Annotated in this window: 20 protein-coding genes; 14 read left to right on the top strand and 6 right to left on the bottom strand. The window is 73.2% G+C overall.

Annotated elements, in window-relative coordinates; all coding sequences use genetic code 11:
* A partial coding sequence (locus tag QSK15_RS08785) for a hypothetical protein (protein ID WP_285793687.1) occupies positions 1-899 on the top strand: 899 nt, incomplete at its 5' end.
* A gap of 76 nt (positions 900-975) precedes the next feature.
* Here the strand turns inward: QSK15_RS08785 and QSK15_RS08790 are convergent.
* Positions 976-1509, bottom strand: a complete 534-nt coding sequence (locus tag QSK15_RS08790) for a DUF3093 domain-containing protein (RefSeq protein ID WP_502889523.1) — start codon at positions 1507-1509, stop codon at positions 976-978.
* Between the two features lie 84 nt (positions 1510-1593).
* On the opposite strand from QSK15_RS08790, the gene dut reads away from it, so the two are divergent.
* The 4 genes from dut to QSK15_RS08810 all read left to right on the top strand — a co-directional run bounded on the left by dut (position 1594) and on the right by QSK15_RS08810 (position 4022).
* Entirely contained in the window at positions 1594-2130 is a 537-nt protein-coding gene (gene dut / locus QSK15_RS08795; RefSeq protein WP_285793689.1) for a dUTP diphosphatase, read from the top strand.
* Positions 2131-2155: 25 nt separating this feature from the next.
* Complete coding sequence (locus QSK15_RS08800; protein WP_285793690.1) at positions 2156-2818, top strand: DUF3710 domain-containing protein; 663 nt, start codon at positions 2156-2158, stop codon at positions 2816-2818.
* Between the two features lie 114 nt (positions 2819-2932).
* Positions 2933-3313, top strand: coding sequence for an OB-fold nucleic acid binding domain-containing protein (locus tag QSK15_RS08805; RefSeq protein ID WP_285793691.1), 381 nt, complete (start codon positions 2933-2935; stop codon positions 3311-3313).
* 25 nt (positions 3314-3338) lie between these two features.
* Positions 3339-4022 (top strand): DUF3159 domain-containing protein, encoded by a 684-nt coding sequence (locus QSK15_RS08810; RefSeq protein ID WP_285793692.1) that lies wholly within the window; start codon positions 3339-3341, stop codon positions 4020-4022.
* Positions 4023-4061: 39 nt separating this feature from the next.
* Here QSK15_RS08810 and QSK15_RS08815 read toward each other — a convergent pair whose 3' ends face one another.
* A complete protein-coding gene (locus QSK15_RS08815) occupies positions 4062-4751 on the bottom strand; it encodes a potassium channel family protein (protein ID WP_285793693.1) in 690 nt (229 codons plus the stop codon).
* 2 nt (positions 4752-4753) lie between these two features.
* On the bottom strand, positions 4754-5419 hold the full coding sequence (locus QSK15_RS08820) for a potassium channel family protein (protein ID WP_285793694.1): 666 nt from the start codon (positions 5417-5419) through the stop codon (positions 4754-4756).
* Positions 5420-5583: 164 nt separating this feature from the next.
* Here QSK15_RS08820 and QSK15_RS08825 point away from each other — a divergent pair, with 164 nt between their 5' ends.
* From QSK15_RS08825 to dxs, 3 genes are all read left to right on the top strand, one after another.
* Positions 5584-7671: an APC family permease gene (locus tag QSK15_RS08825; protein ID WP_285793695.1), complete on the top strand. Its 2088-nt coding sequence runs from the start codon at positions 5584-5586 to the stop codon at positions 7669-7671.
* A 67-nt stretch (positions 7672-7738) separates the two neighbouring features.
* Positions 7739-8953, top strand: a complete 1215-nt coding sequence (locus tag QSK15_RS08830) for a class I SAM-dependent RNA methyltransferase (RefSeq protein ID WP_285794363.1) — start codon at positions 7739-7741, stop codon at positions 8951-8953.
* A gap of 138 nt (positions 8954-9091) precedes the next feature.
* Positions 9092-11038: a 1-deoxy-D-xylulose-5-phosphate synthase gene (gene dxs / locus QSK15_RS08835; protein ID WP_210866650.1), complete on the top strand. Its 1947-nt coding sequence runs from the start codon at positions 9092-9094 to the stop codon at positions 11036-11038.
* Positions 11039-11266: 228 nt separating this feature from the next.
* Here dxs and QSK15_RS08840 read toward each other — a convergent pair whose 3' ends face one another.
* On the bottom strand, positions 11267-12460 hold the full coding sequence (locus QSK15_RS08840; protein ID WP_435817714.1) for a hypothetical protein: 1194 nt from the start codon (positions 12458-12460) through the stop codon (positions 11267-11269).
* Between the two features lie 443 nt (positions 12461-12903).
* Between QSK15_RS08840 and QSK15_RS08845 the strand changes: the two genes are divergently transcribed.
* Together QSK15_RS08845 and QSK15_RS08850 are read left to right on the top strand one after the other, a co-directional pair.
* Positions 12904-14658 (top strand): DUF6311 domain-containing protein, encoded by a 1755-nt coding sequence (locus QSK15_RS08845; protein ID WP_285794365.1) that lies wholly within the window; start codon positions 12904-12906, stop codon positions 14656-14658.
* A complete protein-coding gene (locus QSK15_RS08850; protein ID WP_285793696.1) occupies positions 14658-16448 on the top strand; it encodes a DUF6311 domain-containing protein in 1791 nt (596 codons plus the stop codon). Before QSK15_RS08845 ends, QSK15_RS08850 begins: the two co-directional genes overlap by 1 nt.
* Here QSK15_RS08850 and QSK15_RS08855 read toward each other — a convergent pair.
* Positions 16445-18337, bottom strand: coding sequence for a DUF6311 domain-containing protein (locus QSK15_RS08855; protein ID WP_285794366.1), 1893 nt, complete (start codon positions 18335-18337; stop codon positions 16445-16447). The genes QSK15_RS08850 and QSK15_RS08855 overlap by 4 nt on opposite strands.
* 103 nt (positions 18338-18440) lie before the next feature.
* On the opposite strand from QSK15_RS08855, the gene QSK15_RS08860 reads away from it, so the two are divergent.
* Positions 18441-19739 (top strand): outer membrane protein assembly factor BamB family protein, encoded by a 1299-nt coding sequence (locus QSK15_RS08860; protein ID WP_285793697.1) that lies wholly within the window; start codon positions 18441-18443, stop codon positions 19737-19739.
* Complete coding sequence (locus tag QSK15_RS08865; RefSeq protein WP_285793698.1) at positions 19736-21013, top strand: outer membrane protein assembly factor BamB family protein; 1278 nt, start codon at positions 19736-19738, stop codon at positions 21011-21013. The genes QSK15_RS08860 and QSK15_RS08865 overlap by 4 nt, the downstream gene beginning before the upstream one ends.
* Here QSK15_RS08865 and QSK15_RS08870 read toward each other — a convergent pair whose 3' ends face one another.
* The gene (locus QSK15_RS08870; protein WP_285793699.1) at positions 21014-22165 is read right to left on the bottom strand and encodes a C39 family peptidase; all 1152 of its coding nucleotides are present in this window, start codon (positions 22163-22165) and stop codon (positions 21014-21016) included. It abuts the gene before it with no gap.
* A 142-nt stretch (positions 22166-22307) separates the two neighbouring features.
* On the opposite strand from QSK15_RS08870, the gene QSK15_RS08875 reads away from it, so the two are divergent.
* Positions 22308-22976, top strand: coding sequence for a response regulator transcription factor (locus QSK15_RS08875; RefSeq protein WP_030338119.1), 669 nt, complete (start codon positions 22308-22310; stop codon positions 22974-22976).
* Between the two features lie 55 nt (positions 22977-23031).
* Positions 23032-24195 (top strand): sensor histidine kinase, encoded by a 1164-nt coding sequence (locus tag QSK15_RS08880; protein ID WP_051708918.1) that lies wholly within the window; start codon positions 23032-23034, stop codon positions 24193-24195.

The raw sequence follows: 24195 nt of genomic DNA on the forward strand, positions 1-24195 counted from the left end.
CGGACGACCTCGGTGCCACCCGTGGCACGGACGACCTCGGTGCCACCCGTGGCACGGACGACCTCGGTGCCACCCGTGGCACGGACGACCTCGGTGCCACCCGTGGCACGGACGACCTCGGTGCCACCCGTGGCACGGACGACCTCGGTGCCACCGTCGCGGCGTTGACAGCTGACGACATCGAGCCGGCCCGGCGCCGCCAACTGCTGACCCGGATGGTCGGGCAGGCCCGCGCACGAGGCGTCTCCGACCTGTTCAAGCCCCGCGCCGCCGTGCGGTGGATGGTCGACACCGTCGCCGAGATCGCCCCGCACGTGCCGGTACGGGACCTGGACGCCCTGCGCCGGCACTTCCCCGGCCTGGACGACGCCGCCCTGGCCGACAGGCTCATCCGCAACGCGTCGAGGACCACCGCCGCGATCGGCGCGGCCGGCGGGGGTGTCGCCGCCGTCGAGTGGACAGTCGCCCCGACCCTGCTCTCCGCGCCGGTGCTGCTCGCCGCCGAGACCGTGGCCGTGGTGGCGGTGGAGCTGAAACTGGTGGGCGAGCTGCACGAGATCCACGGGGTGGCCCTACCGACCGGCGGCAGCCAACGGGCGGTCGCCCTGGTGCACTCCTGGGCCACCCAGCGGGGCGTCAACCCGATGGTGCCCGGCGTGGGAGTGGGAGCGATCCTCGGCACCGCCGCCCGCAAGGAACTTCGCGACATGCTGCTGCGGCGGTTCGGTCGCAACCTCACCACGCTCGGGCCGTTCCTGACCGGCGCGGCGGTGGCCAGCTTCCTCAACCGCCGGGCCACTCAGCAGATGGCCGAACAACTCCAGGTCGACCTGCGTCGGCGGGGCATCGCCCGGCCCGCGCCACCGACGGCCCTCCCGGGCCCGCCGACCGGCACCTGAGCGCGCCTCCGCCGTCCGGGCCGGCACCTGAGCCCGCCTTCGTCGTCCGGTCTGAGCGGACCTTCCGGCCGTCGGGTCAGGCCAGCTCGCCCGCCGTCGGGTGGGACGGCGTCAGGGCGTCGCGTGCGGTCAGCACCGCCTCGGCCAGCTCGACCGGGTGGCGGGTGCTCACCACCCAGAACGGGGTCGGGTCCGCCGGATCGTTGAGAATCACCTGCACGGCGCCGCCGATCCACGGTCGCTGCACCACGAAGGCGAGCGGGTCCGCGCCGACGCCGAGCACCTCACGTCGGCCGGCCACGTCCAGCGGCACCACGTCGGCCACGAACCGTACCGGCAGGCGGGCGTCGTCCACCCGCAGCTCGCCATCGGCCACCCCGACCCGGATCCGGCCCAGCCACCACAGCCCGGCCGCGGTGAGCGGCACCAGCACGACGAACGGCAGCCAGGCGCGGACGCCGGAGGCGCCCATCCAGATCTCGACGGCCAGCAACGCGGCGGCCACCAGCCCGGCCAGCCACAGCCACCAGGGCAGATCCAGCCGCTCGGCGTACGCCGCACGGGCGGCGACGGCCGGCTGATCGGCGGACGGGGAGGACGACATGCTCACTCCTGCGAGGGTACGGCGCACGGCGGCGCGACGAACCGGCAGGATGGCAGGGTCACCCCGCGAACCGGACGGAAGAGGGGACCCGTGACCGACGTCGTACCCGTGCCCGTGCAGCTGCTCGACAGCGAGCTGCCGCTGCCCACGTACGCCCATCCCGGCGACGCCGGGGCCGACCTGGTGGCGGCCGCGGACGTGGAGCTGCCGCCCGGTGGTCGTGCCCTGGTGCCCACCGGGGTGGCCATCGCGCTGCCCGAGGGGTACGTGGGCCTGGTCCATCCGCGCTCCGGTCTGGCGGCCAGGCTCGGCGTGACGGTGCTCAACGCGCCCGGTACGGTCGACGCCGGCTACCGGGGTGAGATCCTGGTCAACCTGATCAATCATGATCGGGATGTGCCGGCGAAGATCTCCCGCGGCGACCGGATCGCGCAGCTCGTGGTCCAGCAGGTCGCACGGGCGCGGTTCGAGCCGGTGGTCGAGCTGCCCGCGTCCCGGCGTGGGACCGGTGGACACGGGTCCACCGGTGGGCACGCCGGGCTGGTGCCGTCGCCGACGGGCCAGGACCGGGTCGAGCGGCGGCCGAACGAGCCGGGCCGCGGGCAGACGGAAGAGGTGGCAGGGTGAGTGTGAACAGCGGAGGGCAGGCGCAGTGATCTTCTCCCGAAAGCGGGCCGACGCCGAGCGGCAGACCCGTGACGAGCGGGGCACCCAGGTCCCGGACCAGGGCGATGCGGCGCCGACGCTGGAGCGCGGCCCGTACGACATCTCCGAGAGCTACGACGACGTGCAGCGCCTCGACCTCGGCAGCCTGCACATCCCGGCGATCGCCGACGTCGAGGTGCGGGTGCAGGCCGACCCGCAGGGTGTGATCCAGCAGGTGGTGCTGGTGCACGGCGACAACGCGCTCCAGCTGGGCGTCTTCGCCGCACCCCGGTCCGAGGGGATCTGGGACGAGGTGCGCGAGGAGATCCGGCAGTCGCTGCTCCGCGACGGCGCGAGCGCGCAGGAGGTCGCCGGCGAGTACGGCCCGGAGCTGCACGCCCAGGTGCGTACCCAGGACGGCACCACGAACCTGCGGTTCGTCGGAATCGACGGGCCGCGTTGGATGGTCCGTGGCGTGTTCCAGGGCCCGGTGGCCACCGACCCGGCCCTGGGCGGGCCGCTCGTCGAGTGCCTGGACGGCCTGGTGGTCGACCGTGGGCAGGAGGCGAAGCCGGTCCGCGAGCCGCTGCCGCTGCGGTTGCCGCGGGAGGTCGCCGACCAGGCTGCGGCCGAGGCGGGCGACGCCGCCGCCGCGCCGCGTCAGGTCTGACCCGCGCGCACCGGCCCGCCGGAACCAGCCCCGTCGGCGTACGCTGGCGGGACGGTTCCGGCGCCGCCGGGGCCGGCCGGGAACGGCGAGCGTGGAGAGGGTGACGCGGAGGTCATGACGGCCGACGAGAGCCGGGTGTCGCTGCGGCGCATCCTGCAGAGGTTCACCGCCAGCGAGGCCGAGATCGAGGCGCAGGAGCTGCGTCGGGAGAGCGCCGAGTGTGGCGGGGTCCCCGCCCAGCAGTGCTCCCGGGGGCAGTTGGTCTCGGTCGCCGGTCGGTTGCGCACCGTGGTCTACACCCCGCGCACCAATCTGCCCACCCTCGAGGCCGACCTGTACGACGGCAGTGACGTGGTCACTCTCGTCTGGCTGGGTCGGCGGCACATCGCCGGGATCGAGCCGGGCCGGCACCTGACCGCCCGTGGCCGGGTGGCGGTGCGCGACGACCGCAAGGTCATCTACAACCCCTACTACGAGCTGGACTCGCCCAAGTGACGACACTGCGGACGGAAGGCCGGCGATGACGACGGGACAGGACCGGGCGGCACAGCCCGAGACGGGCCCTCAGGACGAGGAGCGGCTGCCGACGATCGCCGAGCAGATGGCCGACCAGCTCGGCGGCTGGCGCGGGTTGGTCGAGTCGAGCATCCCGGTCGTCGTCTTCGTCCTCGCCAACATCATCGGCGAGCTGCGGCCGGCGGTGATCGCCTCGGTCTCCGTCGCGGTGCTGATCGCCGTGGTGCGGTTGGCTCAACGCCGGCCGGTCCGGCACGCCGTCAACGGGCTCTTCGGTGTCGGTGTCGGCGCGGCCATCGCGTGGCGCACCGGCAACGAACGTGACTTCTACCTCCCCGGCATCCTCTACGGCATCGGGTACGGCGTCGCCCTGTTGATCTCGGCCGCGATCCGGCAGCCGCTGGTGGGCTGGATCTGGTCGGTGCTGGTCGCCAAGGGCCGTTCGGAGTGGCGCAGCGACCCGAAGCTGGTCCGCACCTTCACCCAGCTCACGGTGCTCTGGGGTGTGGTCTGGCTGGCCAAGGTGGGCGTGCAGGCCGGGCTCTACCTGGCCCACCAGGACACCGCGCTGGGTGTGGCCCGGCTGGCGCTGGGCTACCCGCCGTACGCGCTGCTGCTGCTGATCACGGTCTGGACGGTTCGCCGGGTCACCCGGGAGCCGTCGCCGGCCCCGCTGCCCAGCGCCTGACGGGGCCGGGCCACCCGGCCGCTCAGCGCGGCCCTGCGGTCAGCGGGAGCCGCGGGTCCGTTCGACGCTGTCCGCCCCGAGGATCACCGCGCGGACCTCGTCCTCCACCTCGGCGGTGCAGACGAAGATCAGCTCGTCGCCGGCCTCGATCGGGTCGTCCGGGCTCGGCACCAGGACCCGCTTGCCGCGCAGGATCGCCACCAGCGCGGAGTCACGGGGCAGCGGCACCGCGTGGATCGGTTGACCCACGTACGGGGCGGTCGGCGGCAGGGTGATCTCGACCAGGTTCGCCTCGCCCTGCCGGAAGGTCATCAGCCGGACCAGGTCGCCGACGGTGACCGCCTCCTCGACCAGCGCAGCCATCACCCGCGGCTTGCTCACCGCGACGTCCACGCCCCACTGCTCGGTGAACAGCCACTCGTTCTCGGCCCGGTTGACCCGGGCGACCACCCGGGGCACCGCGAACTCGGTCTTGGCCAACAGCGACAGCACCAGGTTGGTCTTGTCGTCGCCGGTCGCCGCGACCACGACGTCGCACCCGGCGACGTCGGCCTCCTCCAGGCTGGTCAGCTCGCACGCGTCGGCCAGCACCCACTCGGCGGCCGGCACCCGGTCCGGGCGCAGCATCTTGGGCTGGCGCTCGATCAGCATCACCTGGTGGCCGTTGTCGATCAACTCCTGGGCGATCGAGCGGCCCACGTTGCCCGCGCCCGCGATGGCGACTCGCATGGTCAGTGCCCTCCTTCCGGCGCCGTCGCCGCCACCGACGTGACCGTCGCCACGATGTCGTCGCTGACGAGCATGAACACCTGGTCACCCTCCTGCAGGACGGTGGAGCCGGTGGGTAGCGTGCCGATGCCGAAGCGGATCAGGTAGGCCACCCGCGCTCCGGCCGCGTCCTCCAGGGTCCGCACCGGTCGACCGATCCAGTCCTTGTGCACCGGCACCTCGACGATCGACACGGTGCTCGTGGGGTCGCGGAAGATCTCCACGTTGCCCTCCGGCACCAGGTGTCGCAGCATCCGGTCCGCCGTCCACCGCACCGTCGCCACGGTGGGGATGCCCAGCCGTTCGTAGACCTGCGCCCGGCGCTGGTCGTAGATGCGGGCGGCGACCCGGGACACGCCGAACGTCTCGCGGGCCAGCCGGGCCGAGATGATGTTGGAGTTGTCGCCGCTCGACACCGCCGCGAAGGCGTCAGCGCGTTCGATGCCGGCCTGCCGGAGCACCTCGCCGTCGAAACCGGCCCCGGTCACCGTGATCCCGGCGAAGTCGGGGCCGAGCCGGCGGAAGGCGTCGGCGTCCTGGTCGATCACCGACACCGAGTGCCCTCGGGACTCCAGGCTGTGGGCGAGGGTCGACCCGACCCGACCACACCCCATGATCACGACGTGCACGCTGTCCCTCCCAAGGTGCGCACCACTCCCGCTGCCGGTGGCCTTCCGAGTGCGAGCCTGCCACGTCCCGGTCGCGAGCGGGGACCGACCGTACCCCGCCGTGCCGTGCGGCCGTGATCGCCCACCCCCGCGCCTCCGCCGTGGTGGTCGTACCCTTGGCGTTCGTGGCCAGTCCCACCTCGCTGCTGAAGCGGCTCCTGCTCGGTCGACCGTTCCGGTCCGACCGGCTGCAGCACACCCTCCTGCCGAAGCGCATCGCGCTGCCTGTCTTCGCCTCCGACGCGCTGTCCAGCGTCGCGTACGCGCCCGACGAGATCCTGTTGACCCTGTCCATCGCCGGCGCCTCCGCGTACGTCTTCTCGCCGTGGATCGCCCTGGCCGTGGTCGTGGTCATGCTCACCGTGGTGGCCAGTTACCGGCAGAACGTGCACGCCTACCCGTCCGGTGGCGGCGACTACGAGGTGGCCACCGTCAACCTGGGCCCGAAATTCGGCGTCGGGGTGGCCAGCGCGTTGCTCGTCGACTACGTGCTCACGGTAGCGGTGTCGGTCTCCTCCGGGGTGGCCAACCTGGGCTCGGTGGTGCCGTTCGTGGCCACCCACAAGGTCCTGATCGCGGTGAGCGCGGTGGTCCTGCTGAGCGCGGTCAACCTGCGCGGTCTGCGCGAGTCGGGCACGGCGTTCGCCATCCCCACCTACGGCTTCGTCATCGTGATGGGCGGGATGCTGCTCACCGGGCTGTTCCGGGTTTTCGTGCTGGGTGACGAACTCCGCGCGCCGAGCGCCGACCTGGTCATCCAGGCCGAGCACAGTGTGACCGGTTTCGCGCTCATCTTCCTGCTGCTGCGGACGTTCAGCTCGGGCGCCGCAGCGCTCACCGGCGTGGAGGCGATCTCCAACGGGGTGCCGGCGTTCAAGGCGCCGAAGAGCCGCAACGCCGCCACCACCTTGCTGCTGCTCGGCAGCATCTCGGTGAGCATGCTGGTCGGCATCATCTGGCTGGCCCGGCTGACCCACCTGCAGTTCGTCGAGGATCCGGGCCTGCAGATCGTCGCCGGCCCCGAGGGGTACGTGCAGAAGACGGTCACCACCCAGCTCGGCGAGACGGTCTTCGGGTCCGGGTCGATCCTGCTCTACGTGGTGGCCGGGATGACCGCCCTCATCCTGTTCCTGGCCGCCAACACCGCGTTCAACGGGTTCCCGGTGCTCGGCTCGATCCTCGCCCAGGACCGCTACCTGCCCCGGCAGTTCCACACCCGGGGCGACCGGTTGGCGTTCTCCAACGGCATCGTCTTCCTGGCCCTCTTCGCGATCGTGCTGATCGTCGGCTTCCAGGCCGAGGTGACCCGACTCATCCAGCTCTACATCGTCGGGGTGTTCGTCTCGTTCACCGTCTCCCAGGCCGGCATGATCCGGCACTGGAACCGGCACCTGCGGACCGAGCGGGACCCGGAGGCGCGTCGCCGGATGCACCGGTCGCGGGCCATCAACACGTTCGGCGCGGGCATGACCGGCACGGTGCTGGTGATCGTCCTGATCACCAAGTTCCTGCTCGGCGCCTGGATCGCGATCGCCGCGATGGCGGTGATCTACGTGTTGATGCTGGCCATCCGCCGGCACTACGACCGGATCGCCGTGGAGCTGACCCCGCCGGACGAGGGCCGGGCCGTGCTGCCCGCCCGCAACCACGCGATCGTGCTGGTCAGCAAGCTGCACCAGCCGACGCTGCGGGCCATCGCCTACGCCCGTGCCACCCGGCCGGACACGCTGACCGCGGTGACCGTCAACGTGGACGAGTCGGACACCCGGGACCTGCAGGCCGAATGGGAGCGCCGGGAGATGGCCATCCCGCTCACCGTGATCGACTCGCCGTACCGGGAGATCACCCGTCCGATCCTGGACTTCGTCGCCTCCACCCGCCGCAAGTCGCCCCGGGACGTGGTCACCGTGTTCATTCCGGAGTACGTGGTCGGCCGGTGGTGGGAGAACCTGCTGCACAACCAGAGCGCCCTGCGCCTCAAGGGCCGGCTGCTCTTCGAACCGGGGGTGATGGTGGTCAGCGTGCCGTGGCAGCTCGCGTCGACGGCGAGCAAGAACCTGGACCGGCTGGACGCCACGCTGTCCCGGACCCCGGCGCGCGGGCCGCGCAGCGCCGTCCCACCACCGGTCGCCGTGCCGCCGGTGGTCTCCGCGCCGTCCGGCGAGGGTGAGCAGCGCGGAAGTAGTGCGACGAGGGGGAACACCAGTGACTGAGCCGGGCAGTCGGACCGCGACACCTCGGACGCCGTCGCCGTCGGGTTCCTCGGCCGCCGAGCGGGGTCTGGCCGAGACGGACCGGGTCGAGTTGACCGTCGACGCGGTCGCCCCGGGCGGGCACTGCGTGGCCCGGGTGGACGGGCAGGTGGTCTTCGTCCGGCACGCGCTGCCCGGCGAACGGGTCATCGCCGAGGTCACCGAGGTGCACAAGGGGTTCGTCCGGGCCGACGCGGTGACCGTGCTGGACCCCTCACCCGACCGGGTCGAGCCACCCTGCCCGTACGCGAAGCCGGGCGCCTGCGGTGGCTGCGACCTGCAGCACGTGGCCCCGGCCGCACAGTTGGCCTGGAAGACGGCCGTGGTGCGCGAGCAGTTGGTCCGCCTCGGCGGGCTCACCGACGCCGAACTCGACGAGCTCGGCGTCCGGGTCGAGGCGCTGCCCGGCGGGCTGCTGGGTTGGCGATCCCGGGTCCGTTTCGCGGTCGACGGCGCGGACCGGGCCGGACTGCTCAAGCACCGCTCGCACGAGGTGGTGCCGATCGACAGGTGCCGGATCGCCCACCCGGCCATCCAGGAGCTGCCGGTGCTCACCCCCACCGGCGCGCGCTGGCCGGCCGCCGAGGCGGTGGAGACCGTCGCCAGCACCGGCGGGGACGTGACAGTCACCGAGCTGCGCGACGGATCGCCCACCCCGGTCAGTGGCCCGACCGAGGTCCGCGAGGTCGCCGCCGGACGGGACTGGACGCTGCCCGCGTCCGCGTTCTGGCAGGTGCACCCGGCCGCGGCGGACACCCTCGCCACCGCGGTGCTGGAGATGCTGGATCCGAAGCCGGGCGAGATCGCCTGGGACCTCTACGGCGGTGCGGGGCTGTTCGCCGCCGGGCTGGCCGCACGGGTCGGCGCGACCGGGCGGGTGACGCTTGTCGAAGCGGCGGCGCAGGGTGTCGCCGCCGCCCGGGAGAACCTCGCCGACCTGCCCACCGTCGAGGTGGTCGCGGCGCGGGTGGAGACCGCGCTGGCCCGCCGACGGATCACCGGCCCGGTCGACGTGGTGGTGCTCGACCCGCCGCGCTCCGGGGCCGGCGCCCCGGTGGTCCGCGCGTTGGCCGCCGCCGGCCCGCGGGCTGTCGCGTACGTGGCCTGCGATCCGGCTGCGTTCGCGCGGGACGTGCGCACCTTCGCCGACCTCGGGTGGCGGCTGGCGGCGCTGCGGGGCTTCGACCTGTTCCCGATGACCCAGCACGTCGAGCAGGTCGGGCTGCTGCTCCCGCCGGCCTGAGCGGGAGTGTCACCGGCCACCCGAGGGCAGCGGGACGGCGCCTGACCGGTTGCTCAGCCGCCAACTCCCCGTCCGGCCCGGGTGGCCGGGGCTCGGGCCGAGCTGCGGAGTACCGGGCGGCCGATAGACTCTCCGGTCATGAGTGTTGAAGAGGACACGGCCAACCACGGCCGGCTGCTGGGGACGGTTCGCGGTCCGCAGGACGTCAAGCGGATGTCCGGCGAGGAGCTGGACGTCCTCGCCGCCGAGATCCGGGACTTCCTGATCACCAAGGTGTCCCGTACCGGCGGGCACGTCGGGCCCAACCTCGGTGTGGTCGAGCTGACGCTCGCCATGCATCGCGTCTTCGACTCCCCCCGGGACCGGCTCCTGTTCGACACCGGCCACCAGGCGTACGTACACAAGATCATTACCGGGCGTCAGGCCGGCTTCGACAAGCTCCGCCAGCGCGGTGGCCTCTCCGGCTACCCCAGCCAGGCCGAGAGCGAGCACGACCTCATCGAGAACTCGCACGCTTCCACCGCGCTGTCCTACGCCGACGGCCTGGCCAAGGCGTACGCCCTGCGGGGCGAGGCGCGCAGCGTGGTGGCGGTGGTCGGCGACGGCGCCCTGACCGGCGGCATGTGCTGGGAGGCGCTGAACAACATCGCCACCGCCGGCAACTCGCTGGTCATCGTGGTCAACGACAACGGCCGGTCGTACTCGCCGACCATCGGCGGCCTGGCCGACCACCTCTCCTCACTGCGCCTCAACCCCGGCTACGAGAAGGTCCTCGACACCGTCAAGGACGCCCTCGGCTCCACCCCGCTGGTCGGCAAGCCCATGTACGAGGTGCTGCACGCCGTCAAGAAGGGCATCAAGGACGCGGTCGCCCCGCAGGCCATGTTCGAGGACCTCGGCATCAAGTACGTGGGCCCGGTGGACGGGCACGACGTGGCGGCGGTGGAGGCGGCGCTGCGCGCGGCCAAGAACTTCGGCGGCCCGGTGATCGTGCACGCCGTCACCCGCAAGGGGTACGGCTACCGCCCGGCCGAGGAGGACGAGGCGGACTGCCTGCACGGCCCCGGCGGCGCCTTCGACGTGGAGACCGGCGCGCTGCTGGCCGCCCCGGCGGTGAAGTGGACGCACGTCTTCGCCGACGAGCTGCTCGCCGTCGCCGACGAGCGTCCGGACGTGGTGGGCATCACCGCCGCGATGGCCGAGCCGACCGGCATCGCCAAGCTGGCCCGCAAGTACCCCGAGCGGGTGTACGACGTGGGCATCGCCGAGCAGCACGCCGCCACCTCGGCGGCCGGGTTGGCGCTCGGCGGGCTGCACCCGGTGGTCGCTGTCTACGCCACCTTCCTCAACCGCGCCTTCGACCAGGTCCTGCTGGACGTGGCGATGCACAAGCTGCCGGTGACCTTCGTGCTGGACCGGGCGGGCATCACCGGCCCGGACGGCCCCAGCCACTACGGCATCTGGGACATGTCGGTCTTCGGTGTGGTGCCGGGGCTGCGGATCGCCGCACCCCGCGACGCCGCCACCCTGCGCGAGGAGCTGCGCGAGGCGCTGGCCGTCGACGACGGCCCGACAGTGGTGCGGTTCCCGACCGGCACCGTCGCCGCGGACCTGCCGGCGCTGCGCCGGGTCGGCCCGGTCGACGTGCTGGCCGAGTCCGCCCGTACCGACGTGCTGCTCGTCGCCGTCGGCTCCTTCGGCCAACTGGGCATGGAGGTGGCCGCCCGGGTCGCCGAGCAGGGCTACGGGGTCACCGTCGTGGACCCGCGCTGGGTGCGTCCGGTCCCGGCGGAGCTGGTCGACCTGGCCGCCCGCCACCGGCTCGTGGTCAGCGTCGAGGACGGTGTCCGGGTCGGCGGTGTGGGTGACGCGCTCGCCCAGGCGATGCGGGACGCCGACGTCCGGGTGCCGCTCAAGGACCTGGGTGTGCCGGCCGAGTGGCACCCGCACGGCACCCGCGCGCAGATCCTCGCCGACCTGGGCCTGACCGCCCAGGACGTGGCCCGCGACGTCACCGGCTGGATCTCCAGCCTGGACGCCACCCCGGACCGCCTCACCGCCAGCGACGCGGCCGCACAGAACTGACCCGCACACGACGACGGGCGCCGCCGCACGGGGCGCCCGCCGTCGCGTCTACCCACCCTCGCCCTGCTCGCCCTCGTCCTGCTCGCCGATCTTGCACCTTCGGTTGACGTAATGCCCCTTGAGCCCCGATTTGTCGCCGCAGAAAGTGCAAGATCGCGGGGCGGGAGAGGGGGCGAGGGGGTGGGGGGTAAGGGAGGTGGGGTGGGGTGGGGTGGGGGTGGGGTGGGGTTAGCGGGGGGAGATTGAGCGGTAGTGGGTTTTGTCGTTGTTGGCGAGGCTGTAGGTCTGGGAGCGCGACGGGGTCGGGATGACCGCCAGGCCGGGGCGCTCGACCAGCAGGGGAGTGCCCGGCGGGACGGACAGCGAGCTGTCCCGGGTGGGCCGCCAGCTCAACACCACCAGCGGCTGGCCGGGCACCGGCAGTTGGTAGGCCTGCAACGGGGTGGCCCGGTCGGCGGGTGAGACGACCGCTGCGCTCCCGTCGGCCGGTCGGTAGATCACCGCCGTCATCGCGCCGGCGTCAGTGTCCCAGCTGAGCTGCTGCAACTCGGCCGCCTCGCCGCCGCCGAGCGCGATTTCGCCGAGCGAGCGCACGGTGAGCTTCGCCATCGGCCAGGAGGTCGGCACCGAGCGTGGGGCGTCCCGGTCGCCGATCCGGCGCGGGATGCTGCCGAACGGGCCCCGGTCGCCGGCCAGCGCGCAGGTGTCCAGACCGGTGAGCGCACGCCGGCCGGTGCCGGACTCGTCGCGGACCAGCGGGTAACGGGGATCGGCGGTGCCGGTGCCCAGGTCGAGCAGCCGGTCGGCGGCCCGCCCACGGGGCAGCGACTCCGTGGTGCGCAGGGTCGCGGTCACGCCGACGGCAGTGCAGGACGGCACATCGACCGGTGCGCTGAGGCCGTCCGCGATGGTCAACGCCCGGTCCTGCGGCCCGAGGAGGGTCTGCACCCGCGCCGACACCAGGTAGCGCCGGCCGCCGGTCGTCTGCACGGGCAGCACGTCGGAGTAGACGAGGTAACCGGGGTCGGTGTACTCGGCGGCCCGGGTGACCTCGTACCGGTCACCTTCGCGAGTCAGTTGCAGCAGCCAGGAGGCGCTTTCGCCGGGCACGTCGGCGGCCACCAGCGCCACCGGGGCGCCGTCGACGCGACCCGAGAAGAGGATGCCGGACGAGGGCAGGTGCGCGCGGTCGTCGGCCGGCGACCGCCAGTCCCGCACGGCGGCGGTGACCGCCGCGGTCGCCGCGGCGTCGCCGGAGAGGTCGCCGCGGGGCGGCCACACCGTCAGCGCGCCGTCCAGGCTGTCGTACCCGACCCGCAGGTCCTGCGGCTTCCGCTCGGCCACCGGACCGCAGGCCGTGCTTGCCAGCAGCGCGCTCAGCAGGACGGGAAGCGCCCTGCCGTACCGACGGCCTGGAGTCACCTGGCCCGCCCCCGATCGCCTCGCCGTCGCTGTCGGAAAGCGCCATAGTACGAGATGTCCGGTGCGGTGCCTCAGGTGGCCGTCACCCGATCCGCCACAATGGACACCACCGGGGCTTTAGGGCGTTTTGGTTGCTCCGGTAGACTCCGCCGACTGTGACGCCTGCCGAGTCCCGCGCCCTGCCCGCGCCGCACACGGAGGCGGCAGCCGACTCCGCCGACCTGGTGAGTTACCGCACACCTGTCGGCCGTTTGACCGGCCCGCCCGCGCTGACCGCCCCCACCACGGACCCGGCGCAGACCCCGGCAGCGCCCGAAACACCGGCAAAGCCCGACGCGCCGGCAGCGCCCGAAGCGCCGGCACAGTCCGAGGCGCCGGCAGAGCCTGGAACACCGGCAGCGCCCGAAGTTCCGGCCGAGCCCGAAGCGCCGGCCGGGGGCGCGGTGTCGACAGGGGTGCGGTGGACCCGGCGGCGGCAGCACCTGGCGGTGGGCGGGCTGTTTCTGCTGGCCGCGCTCTGGGTGACCAGCCGGATCTGGCTGGACCCGTCCGGCCGGGTGGCCTCGCTCTACACCGGTGACCCGGCTCAGGTGCAGTTCTTCCTCGCCCACTCGGTACGCGTGGTGCTGCACGGCGAGTACCCGTTCTACACCGAGCAGTTCAACTACCCCGACGGCGTCAACCTGATGGCCAACACGGCGGTGCTGGCGCTGGGCATCCCGATGGTCCCGGTGACGTTGCTCTTCGGACCGGCGGTCTCCTTCGTGGTGCTGGTCACGCTCGGCCTCGCCGGCACCGCCATGGCCTGGTACCTCATGCTCTCCCGCCACCTGGTGCGCACCCCGCTGGCGGCGGCGGTCGGCGGCTGGTTCTGCGGGTTCTCGCCGGCGATGCTCTCGCACGCCAGCTGGCACCCGAACATCATCAGTCAGTTTCTGCTGCCGTTCATCGTGTGGCGGGTGCTGGTGCTCACCCGCTCCGGTAGGCCGGTTCGCGACGGGGCGCTGCTCGCCGTGCTGGTCACCATCCAGGCGTTCATCAACGAGGAGATCCTGCTCTTCACGGCACTGGCCTGCGGTGTCTTCCTGCTGGCGGTGCTCGCCCAGGAGCCGGCCCGGTGGCGGGCGGCGTGGCGGCCGCTGGGCGCCGGCGTGCTGACCTGCGCCCTGCTGGCCGGGGCGCTGCTGGCGTACCCGCTCTACGTGCAGTTCGCCGGGCCGATGGCCTACCACGGGCTCAGCGACGCGGTGCAGGACTACGGCAACGACATCGCCGCCTTCTTCGCCCCCGGTTCGCCCACCCTCGGCGGCAACCAGCGAGCCAACGCCAACCTGGCGCCGAACTACTCCGAGGAGAACGCCTTCTTCGGCTGGAGCCTGTCGATGCTCGCCATCGGCATCGTGGTCTGGCTGCGCCGGGAGCTGATTGTCAGGGCGCTCGCGGTGACCGGCCTGTTCTTCGCCGTGCTCTCCCTCGGCGAGCGGGTCTCCTGGTGGGACCGGGAGCTGATCACCGGGCCGTGGGAGTGGTTGGTCCATCTGCCGCTGCTCGACGCGGTGGTGCCGACCCGGTTCGGTCTGATCACCAGCGTGGTGATCGGTCTGCTGCTCGCTCTCGCCGTCGAGCGGGCCTGGGCGCTGCGCCCGGCCGACCGCCGTACCGTCCGCGTGCTCACCGCCGCGGGCCTGGCCTTCGCGCTGCTGCCGATCGCACCGATGCCGCTGCGGATGGTCTCCCGGCCCCCGGTGCCGGACTTCATCACCGCCGATCGTTGGCGGGCGTACGTCGGGCCGGATCAGACGCTGGTGCCGATCCCGGTGCCCAGCATGGGCAACACGCACGGCATGCGCTGGGCGGCGGCCACCAACCTCGACTTCAAGATCCCCGGCGGTTACTTCCTCGCGCCCCGCAACGGCAACACCGGTGACCCGGGCCGGTTCGGCGGTCGCCCCAGCGGGGTGGGCCAGATGCTGGAGGAGGTGGCGACCACCGGGCGTACGCCCAAGCTCGACGACCGGCAGCGTCGGCGCTTCACCGACGAGTTGCGGCACTGGCGGGCGGCGATCCTGGTGCTGCCGGTGCGGCAGCAGAACGCCGAGCCGCTGCGGCGGACGGTCGAGGAGCTGGTCGGCCCGGGCCGCCAGGAGCTGGATGTCTGGGTCTGGGACGTCCGGGCGCTCAGCGACCGTTCGGTCTGATGACCGCCGGGACGACGTCCCCGAACCCCCTGTCGCCGGCGACGGTCGGCACGTCCCGTCCGGCCTGGCTTCGGGACGCGCTGGTGGTGGCCGGCTATCTGGGCCTCGCGGTGGTGGTGACGAGCGGGCAGTGGGGTCACCCGTGGCGGTTGTTCCACCAGGCGGGTGACCAGATCCTCTTCGAGTGGATGTTGGCCCACGCGGCCCATGCGGTGGTCGCGGGGGAGAACCCGCTGTTCAGCACGGGGTTGAACGCGCCCGACGGGGTGAACCTGATGGCGAACACCTCGGTGCTCGGCCTGGGCGTCCCGCTCACCCCGGTCACACTGCTCCTCGGCTCGCAGGTGGCGTTCTGCGTGGCGGTCGTCTGCTGCCTCGCGGGGACGGCCGTCGCCTGGTACGTGCTGCTGCGCCGTCGGCTGGTCGGCACCCGGGCCGCGGCTGCGGTGGGTGGGCTGATCTGCGGCTTCGCCCCGGGCATGGTCGCTCAGGCGGGCGCCCACCTGCACATCGCCGCGCAGTTCCTGGTGCCGGCGATCCTCGCCCTGGTGTTCCGGCCCGCCTCGGGAGTCGCACGGGACGACGTGTGGCGGCCCGGCGTCGGCCTCGGGTTGCTGCTCGTCTGGCAGGTCTTCATCGGCGAGGAGGTGCTGGTCTTCCTGGTGCTCGCGGCCGGGGTCTTCGCGCTGGCGTACGCGCTCGCCGACCGGGTTGCCGCGCGGCGGCACGCGCCGGCCCTCTTCGGTCGGCTCGCGGTGGCGGCCGGCGTGGCGGCGGTTCCGCTGGCGTACCCGTTGTGGTTCCAGTTCCACGGTCCGCAGCACTACACCGGGATGGCGTTCGCCACGCAGGGCTTCCAGCTGGACGTCGCCTCGTTCACCGCGTCGGCCCGGCAGACCGTGCTGGGCGACGACTGGCTGCCGGGGCTGCTCTCGCCGAACCCGACCGAGGAGAACTCGTTCTTCGGCCCGGGTCTGCTGGTGCTCGCCGTGGTGATCGTGATCTGGTTGTGGCGACGGGCACTGGTCCGGGCGTTGGCCGGCTGCGCCGTGGTCTTCGCCCTGCTCTCGCTCGGGACGACGGTGCGATTGAACGGCAACGCCACCGGCCTTCCGGGGCCGTACCGACTGGTCGCGGAGCTGCCTTTGCTCGACCTCGCGGTGCCGGCCCGGTTCGCGCTGGTCTGCGTACCGGTGCTGGGTGTGCTGGTGGCGCTCTCGGTGGACCGGGTCCGCGCCGCGCACCCGGCGCCCGCGCCGGGGTTGCCGGTACGGCTGCTGTGGGCCGGGGCGGTGGCCGCCGCGCTGCTGCCCCTGGCGCCGACGCCGATCCGGGTGGTGCCGGTCGCGCCGGTGCCGGCGTTCGTCGCCGACGGCGACTGGCGTGCGCTGGTGCCGCCCGGCCGGACGGTGGTCGCGGTGCCACCGGTCACCGGTGCCGGGCGCAGCCCGGTGATGCTCTGGTCGGCCCGTACCGGTCTGGCGTTCCCCGCGCCTGGTGGCTACTTCATCGGCCCCAGTGGCCCGGACGACCCGACGGCCCGCTGGGGCGCGCCGGACCGGCCCACCTCGGTGCTGCTGCGCCGGGTGGCCGAGACCGGCGCGGTGCCACCGCTCAGCGACGCCGACCGTCGACAGGCCATCGAGGACCTGCGGCACTGGCGGGCGGCAGTGGTCGTCCTCGGTCAGCTGGAGCACGGCGACCCGGTCCGCCGGACTGTCGACGACCTGCTCGGCCCGGGTCGGCCGGTCGACGGCGGGTGGGTGTGGGACGTGCGGGAGCGCGTTTAACCCACCAGCGGGCGGACGTCCCAGACCCAGACGTCGTCGACCCGCTGCGGCGGCCCGATCAGGCCGGTGACCAGCTCGCGGAGCACCGCCTCGCGCGGGTGTGCCCCGAGCACCACCACCGACGCCCGCCAGAACCGCAGGTCCTCGATGGCCTGGCGGCGGTTCTCGTCGGTCAGCTCCGGAACCGCGCCCTTGTCCATGGTGGAGTAGATGAGCGAGCTGGTCGGTCGGTTCGGCGCGCCGAAGACCCCCTCGCCCAGCTCGTTCGGGCCGATGAAGTAGCCGCCCGGGACAGGGAACTCCTGCCCGGTCAGCGCGCTCCAGCGCAGCGTCGGCAGGCCGTGCACGTTGCTGGGGATCGGCACCGGCACCAGGGTCCGGCCCGCCGGCACGTACGGCCGCCAACCGCCCGCGCTGATGAAGTGCGGCGGCGGGTCGATCTGCTGGGCGGGCAGCGGCCGGGGGAAGAGCGGCAGCACGGCGAGGGCGACCGCCGCGTACCCCACCGGGCGCAGCCACCGACGGCGCGCGGCGACCGGCGCGGCCGGCTCGTCGGCGGACGCCGCCGGGGCCGCGTCGCCCGCGCGCTGGGCCGGCACCCTCGGCCGGTCGGCCACCGGGCGTCCCTGCCGGTACGCGGCGTCCCAGGTCAACGCGAGCAGGACGCCCACCGCGGCGGCGACCACCAGCGTCAACCGGGTCGGCATCATCATCTCGACCAGCGGCAGGTCGTCCGACACGTACGACCACGGGCCGCGAATGTCGGTCTCCACACCGTTGAAACGCACCCACGGCCCGATCGCGGCCACGCTGAACACCACGATGAGCACCGCGACGATCCGCGCGGCCAGCGACCGGCGCACCAGCAGCACCAGAGCCACCAGCGAGAGCAGCACCAGCGGCCAACCGAACCAGGTGTTCTGCTCGGTCAGGCCGATGGTCTTCTCCACCTCCGGGTTACCGGCCCAGGTGTCCCGAGCGAAGGTGACGAAGGCGACCAGGTCCTCGCCCCAGTTGTGGAACACGCCGCCCTGCAGGCCCCGGTAGGACTGCGGGCCGTTGAACTGGAACCAGATCGGGTACGCGGTGAGCACCAGGGCCAGCCCACCGGCGACGCCGAGCCCGGCCAGGAACGTGCCGGCGGCGGCCCGGGTGGCCCGCGGCCGCTGCACGGCGTACGCCAGCACGATGACCAGGCAGGCCAGCGCGGTGAGCAGCAACATCTCCTCGTTGATGAAGATCTGGTACGCCACCAGCGCCCCGAGCACCAGCCCGTTGCGCCGCCACCGGCCCGGCTCGGCCAGGGTGAGCACCCGCACCACGATCAGCGGGAGCAGGAAGTTGGACACGAAGTTCGGTTGGCCGTTGGCGTGGTGGATGATGCCCGGCGCGAAGCCGAGGAACGCGCCGCCGACGAACGCCGCCGCCCGGGAACGCACCAGGTGGCGGGAGAGCATCCAGTACCCGGTGCCGGCGGTGGCCGCCAGCGCCGCACCCAGATAGAGCGCGTACATCACCTGGGGGCCGAGCAGCATGGTCAGCGGAGCCAGCGGCAGTGTCACCCCGAGCAGCGAGGTGTTGGCCATCATGTTCACCCCGTCCGGGGCGTTCTGCCGGGCCGTGAAGAGCGGGTTCTCCAGGTGGCGCACCGAGTACGCGCCGTGCGCGAACAACCACTCGAACCAGCTGTGATCGGTGGGCAGGTGCGAGGAGACCCGACCGTTGACGTCACCCCAGTAGTTGAGGCAGACGAAGACGCCCAGCAGCACATAGGCTCCGAGGGCCAACAGGTCGGTTCGGGCCGGACGGCGTCGAGGCCGCCGTGTCGGCTCCACCTCGGCCGGGTCGGCGTCGGTCAGGGGATTCAGCGAAGGGTCTACCACCGGCACAGCCACGACGCGCCATCGTACAGGCGGGGTTCCGTCGCTTTTGCCGGGCCGGTGCGCTGACGGTCGGTTTGCCGGACGGTGACCCGTCGGCCAGCCTCACCTGGTGACGGAAGGACGGTCGTTGTCGATCATCGAGCTGGGCGAGGTTCGGGACGAGCCCACGTCGGCGCCGCCGGTCCGCGGCCCGCGTGCCGCCGCTCGCCCGCTGCACGGTGCGGCGGTGCTGCTGCTCAGCCTGGTGGTGCTGGCCGCCGCCGCCCCGTGGGCGCAGCGCACGGTGAGTGTGGTGCCGGCGTCCCGGACGGCCACGGCGTACCTGGCCGCGGAGAGCGTCTTCGTGGTCGATCCGCCGATCCCCGACGGTGACCGGTACCTGAGCGCGTACGCCCAGCCGGCACCGACCGGCGCCGCCGTGCGACGGCGGTGGCAGGCTCCGGTGGCCCGCACCGGTGACTACCTCGACGTCCGGGTCGAGCGGGGGTTGGTGTTGGCCACGGCGGTCAGCGCCCCGAACCGGGTGTTCCAGACCACCGCCTTCGACGCCGCGACCGGCCGGCAACGCTGGCAGCATCCGGGGTCGCTGCAACCGACAGCGGACGGCGGCCTGCTGCTGACCGACGCACGGGAGGACGGGTCGGGCGCGGTGAGCGGTGTCGCGCCCGACACCGGCCGGGTGCTCTGGTCGGTGCCGATTCCGCCGGCCGCCAGCCCCACCTACCACCACGACCGGGCGGGCCGGGTCGACCTCTTCGTGCTCCTGCAACCGACCGGCGAGGTGCAGGTGCACGACGCCGGCAGCGGCCAGCTGTTGCGCAGCATCGACACGCTGCCCGGCGACCGGTCGGCGTATCAGCGGGTGCAGGTCGTCAACGAGCTGCTGCTGCTCGTCCCGCCCGGCAGCACCCGGCTGGTGAGCTTCACGCTGGCCAACCTGGCACCACTGTGGACGGCCGAGGTGACGCTGGTGTCGCACGTGCTCGACTGCGGCGGTCTGCTCTGCGCGGTCCCGCAGACCGGCGGCCTCCAGGTGCTCGACCCGGCCACCGGGGCGGTGCGCTGGTCGGAACCGGGCCAGGACGTGCTGGCCGACGTCCGGTCCGGCCGGCTGCTGATGGCCGTGCCCGGCCGGGGGTACTCGGTGCGGGACGCGGCGACCGGGCAGGTCCGGACCGACCTGGGCGGGTGGAGCCTGATGCCCGTGCTCGGCGCGGACGACCCGCTGGTCGGTGTACGGCGGGGCGACGACGGTCGGATGGTCGTCGCCGAACTCGACCTGGTGGCCGGCCGAGCGCGGATCGTCGACGTGCTGCCCGGCATCGCCGGCAGCTGCCAGGCGTCCCTGCCGGTGCTGCTCTGCCAGCGCCTGGACGGCACGACCGCCCTGTGGAGGTTGACGCGGTGAGCGACTCGGTGATCGACCTCGGCGTACTGCGGCACGGCCCGGACCCGGACCCGCTGCCCCGCCCGCCCCGCGCCCACGGTCGAACGGTGCGCTGCGCGCTGGTCGTGCTGCTCGGGCTGGTCACGCTCGCCGGCGGCGCGGTGTCGCCCTCGCGCCCGGCCCCGGTGACGCTGCCGGCCAGGCCCGGATCCGACGTCATGATCGATGGTGACCTCCTGCTGGTGATGGAGCCGACGAGTCCGAGGCGGCAGGGGCGGTTGGCCGCGTACCGGCTGCCCGACGGCGAGCCGGTCTGGCAGGTGCCGCTGTCGGCGGAGGCCCGGTACTGGGGGATGACGTCGCTGAACGGGATGCTGCTGACCACCGGGTACGAGATCGGCCCGGAGGGTCGGGAGACCCGCACCATCGCGCTGGACCGGGCGACCGGGGCGTACCGCTGGCAGCAGCCGGGCACCGTCACCAAGCTGACCGACGGCAACCTGCTGCTGCGCAGCGGCGGCGAGACCGAACCGTCCAGCGTGCGGGCTGTCGATCCGTGCTGCGGCACGGTGCGCTGGCAGCTGTCGGGCGTCACCGCCGACGTGACGGTGCGGGGCAGCGAGCGCGGAGTGGACCGGGTGGTGCTCAACCAGTTGGACGGGCCGGTCGAGGTACGCGACGCGATCACCGGGGCGGTGCTGGCCCGTGCCGACCTGCGCCCGCCCGACCGTGGTCCGATCGGACTGGACCTGATCGACGACCTGCTGTTGGCCGTCGACAGGGGCTCGGGCACGGTCACCGCGTACGGAGTGGACCGGCTCGACCGACGCTGGACCCGCACCCGGGTCAACGTCGACTTCACGCTGGACTGTGGCCCCGTCCTGTGTCTGCGCACCGGCAACAACGAGTTGCAGGCACTCGATCCGGCGACCGGCGAGGTGCGCTGGCGCAGCAGCCGGTGGGGGTGGGCCTGGTCGACCGACGGCCGGCTGATGGCCAACATCAGCGGCATCGGGCCGCTGGAGCAGTACATCGTGCTCGACGCGCTGACCGGCCGGCAGCTGGCCGACCTGGGCCGGTGGGAGCTGTACCAACTCGGTGTCGGCCGGCTGGTCGGTATCCGTCGGCATCCCGACGGTGGGGTGCTCGTCGGCGAGTTGGACGTCGGCGCCGCGAAGACACGGGTCGTGGACGTGCTGCCCCGTGCCACCGGAGACTGTCAGGCGGTCACCGGTTACCTGGTGTGCAGTGTCGCCGCGCCCGGTGCGTACCAGCTCTGGAAACTGACCGACTGATCACCAGTTGGCCTGGGCCGGCGACGGGGGCAGGGGCACCGACGCGGGTCGCAGCACGTACGCCACCCCGCCGCTGCCGCGTTGCCAGACCGCCTCGAACCCCTGCCGAGGCACGGTACGGCGGACCGCGTCGTCGTCCGGGGCGTACGGGTCGTTGAGCACCGGATCACCGTCGGCGGTGAAGCCGACCAGCACCATCAGGTGCCCTCCGGTGTCGTACCCGAGCCCCGGCACCTCGCCGGCCCGGAACGCGGCGGAGACGATCAGGGGGATGCCGGCGGCGATGAACGCCTCCGCCTCGACCAGCGACCGCAGCCGGGTGACGAACGCGTCCACCCCGTGCAGGCCGGCGTACGCGGTGTTGAACGGCCAGTTCCCGGCCCCGGCGTACGCGTGGTCGTAGCAGTGTCGGGCGGCGTGCACCACCACCGGTCGGGGACCGGACGGCCGCACCCAGGCGTAGTGGTCCGGTGTCGGCTCCGCGCCCCAGTAGGCGAGCACCATCGAGGTGCAGGTGGGGCTGCACCAGGAGTCGCCGCCACCACCCCACTGCGGGTACTGGCCGGCGTGCAGCCGCTGCGAGTAGCGGGGCACGTCCAGCACGATCCCACGCGCGGCGGTCGAGGCGGGTTCCCGCTCGTGCCGCTGGTCGGTCGAGGTCGGCCCGGTGGCGACCGCGCCGACGCTGCGCAGCACCGGGCCGGTCGGGCTGCCGGCGGGCCGGCACAAGGTCACCCGCGCCTGCCAACCGGTGACCGTCGCCCCGGTGACGATCAGGGTGTCGGTGTCGACCCGGGCGACGCTGTCACGCTGGCCGGGCACCGACGTGCGCCGTACCGTGTGGTCGCCGGCGGCCCAGCGGGCCAGCCGGTACCAGTCGGTGCTGGGCGCGTCGGCGTGCCAACCGCGCAGGTCGACCTCGATCCAACAGCCGTCCGGGGTGTCCGCCGTCCAGGACGGCACCACCTCGGCGACGGCGAAGCCGACCGGCACCGGCGGCGACGTCCAGGTGCCCCGCTGGTCACCGCCGTCGAGGGTGAGGCCCCGATCACCGGCGCGCAGGCCGTCGCCGCTGCCGGTGGCCGTGTCGGCCGGCAGGTGGAAACCCCGGTAGGCGATGTCCCGCCGGATGGTCGGTGCCGCAGTGGTCATGCCAGGTCCGTCCGTCGCTCGGTGCCGCCGGCCAGCATCGCGTACGCGGCGGAGGCCCGCAACGCCGACCGGTGCCCGCGGCGGGGGACGATGGTTGCCGGGCGGCACTAGGTTGTCGGTGGTCAGCAGCGAGGAGGCCGGGATGCGGGTACTGGTGGTCGAGGACGAGCGCAACCTCGCCGACGCGATCGCGCGCGGGTTGCGCAAGCGGGGGATGGCCGTCGACGTGGCGTACGACGGCGACGCCGGCCACGAGGCCGCTTTCGTCACCCGGTACGACGTGGTGGTGCTCGACCGCGACCTGCCCGGCGTGCACGGCGATCAGATCTGCGCGGACCTGGCGGCCTCCGGTGCGCTGACCCGGGTGTTGATGCTCACCGCGAGCGGCACGGTGGCCGACCGGGTGGAGGGGTTGCAGCTCGGCGCGGACGACTACCTGCCCAAGCCGTTCGCCTTCGACGAGTTGGTCGCCCGGGTGCAGGCGCTGGGCCGGCGGGCGACCCCGGCGGCGCCGCCGGTGCTCGAACTGGCCGACCTGGTGCTCGACCCGGCCCGCCGGGTGGCCACCCGCGCCGGAGTGCCGGTGGACCTCACCAACAAGGAGTTCGGGGTGCTCAGTGAGCTGCTCAAGGCGCGCGGCGCGGTGGTCTCCAGTGAGGAGTTGCTGGAACGGGTCTGGGACGCCAACACCGACCCGTTCACCACCATCGTCCGGGTCACCGTGATGACCCTGCGCAAGAAGCTCGGCGACCCGCCGCTGATCGAGACGGTGGTCGGCGCTGGCTACCGCACCGCCGAGGTAAATCTGTGAGCGCGAGGAGTGAGCCGGGTGTGCGAGCCCCGCAGTCGCGAACCGAGGTGGCACGGTGAGTCGCCGGTTGCGGCCCACCCTGCGGTTGCGGTTGACAGTGCTCAACGGGGTGCTGCTGATCGGCGCCGGAGCGATCCTGGTGCTGTTGGCGTGGCTGCTGGTCCGCGACGCGCTGCGCCCCACCGACGAGTTGGTGCCCGGCACGACAGTGCTGCTCTCCGACGGCCGGGAGTTGGACGCCGGCGAGTGGCAGCGGCAGTTGGTCGACGCCGCCTCGGGGGAGCTGCTGGCCAAGGGCCTGGTGGCGCTGTTGGCGATCAGCGTGGTCGGGGTGGCCGGGGCGTACGCGGTGGCGGGTCGGGCGCTGCGCCCCCTGCACCAGGTCACCGCGACCGCGCAGCGGCTCGGTGAGGCGACCCTGGACCAGCGGATCGGCTACTCGGGCGCCGACGACGAGGTGGCCGAGCTGGCGAAGACGTTCGACGACATGCTGGACCGGATCGCGTCCGCGTTCGAGGCGCAGAAACGTTTCGTGGCGAACGCCTCGCACGAGCTGCGTACCCCGCTCGCCGTGATGCGCACCGAGATCGACGTGACGCTCAGTGACGACGAGGCGGACGCCGCCGAGTACCGGCGGATGGCGACTGTGGTCCGGGACGCCTCCGAGCGGGCCAACAGCCTGGTGGACGCGCTGCTGGTGCTGGCGCGCAGCGAGGCACAGGCCGGTCGGCGGCTGGGTCGGCGGACGGAGTGCGACCTCGCCGCCGGCACCGCCAACGCCCTGTCGGCGATGCGCCGCGAGGTGGAACGGATCGGCCTGCGGGTGCAGACGTCGCTGAAGCCGGCGCCGGTCGTCGGCGACCCCGGCCTGCTGGACCGGTTGGCCGGCAACCTCATCGAGAACGCGGTCCGCTACAACCACCTGCACGGCCGGCTGTGGGTGCGCACCGGCACCGACGGCGAACGGTCCTGGCTGGTGGTGGGCAACACCGGCTTCGAGGTGGACCAGGCCGACGTTCCGGGGCTGTTCGAGCCGTTCCGGCGCGGTGGCCGGGAACGCACCGGCGCTCGCGGGTCCGGTCTGGGGCTGTCCATCGTCCGGGCGGTCTGCGACGCGCACGGCGGCACCGTACGGGTGGTCGCGCAGCCCGGCGGTGGTCTGGAGGTGACGGTGACGTTGCCGTCGGCGGACACCCCGGCGGTGCCCGCCGCCGGCTGA

The sequence above is a fragment of the Micromonospora sp. NBRC 107095 genome (assembly GCF_030269705.1).
Lineage (GTDB): Bacteria > Actinomycetota > Actinomycetes > Mycobacteriales > Micromonosporaceae > Micromonospora > Micromonospora parva.

Coding starts and splice junctions, on each gene's coding strand:
- QSK15_RS08805 (WP_285793691.1), top strand. CDS start 2,933: ATGACGGCCGACGAGAGCCGGGTGTCGCTGCGGCGCATCCTGCAGAGG.
- QSK15_RS08810 (WP_285793692.1), top strand. CDS start 3,339: ATGACGACGGGACAGGACCGGGCGGCACAGCCCGAGACGGGCCCTCAG.
- QSK15_RS08815 (WP_285793693.1), bottom strand. CDS start 4,751: ATGCGAGTCGCCATCGCGGGCGCGGGCAACGTGGGCCGCTCGATCGCC.
- dxs (WP_210866650.1), top strand. CDS start 9,092: ATGAGTGTTGAAGAGGACACGGCCAACCACGGCCGGCTGCTGGGGACG.
- QSK15_RS08850 (WP_285793696.1), top strand. CDS start 14,658: ATGACCGCCGGGACGACGTCCCCGAACCCCCTGTCGCCGGCGACGGTC.
- QSK15_RS08870 (WP_285793699.1), bottom strand. CDS start 22,165: ATGACCACTGCGGCACCGACCATCCGGCGGGACATCGCCTACCGGGGT.
- QSK15_RS08875 (WP_030338119.1), top strand. CDS start 22,308: ATGCGGGTACTGGTGGTCGAGGACGAGCGCAACCTCGCCGACGCGATC.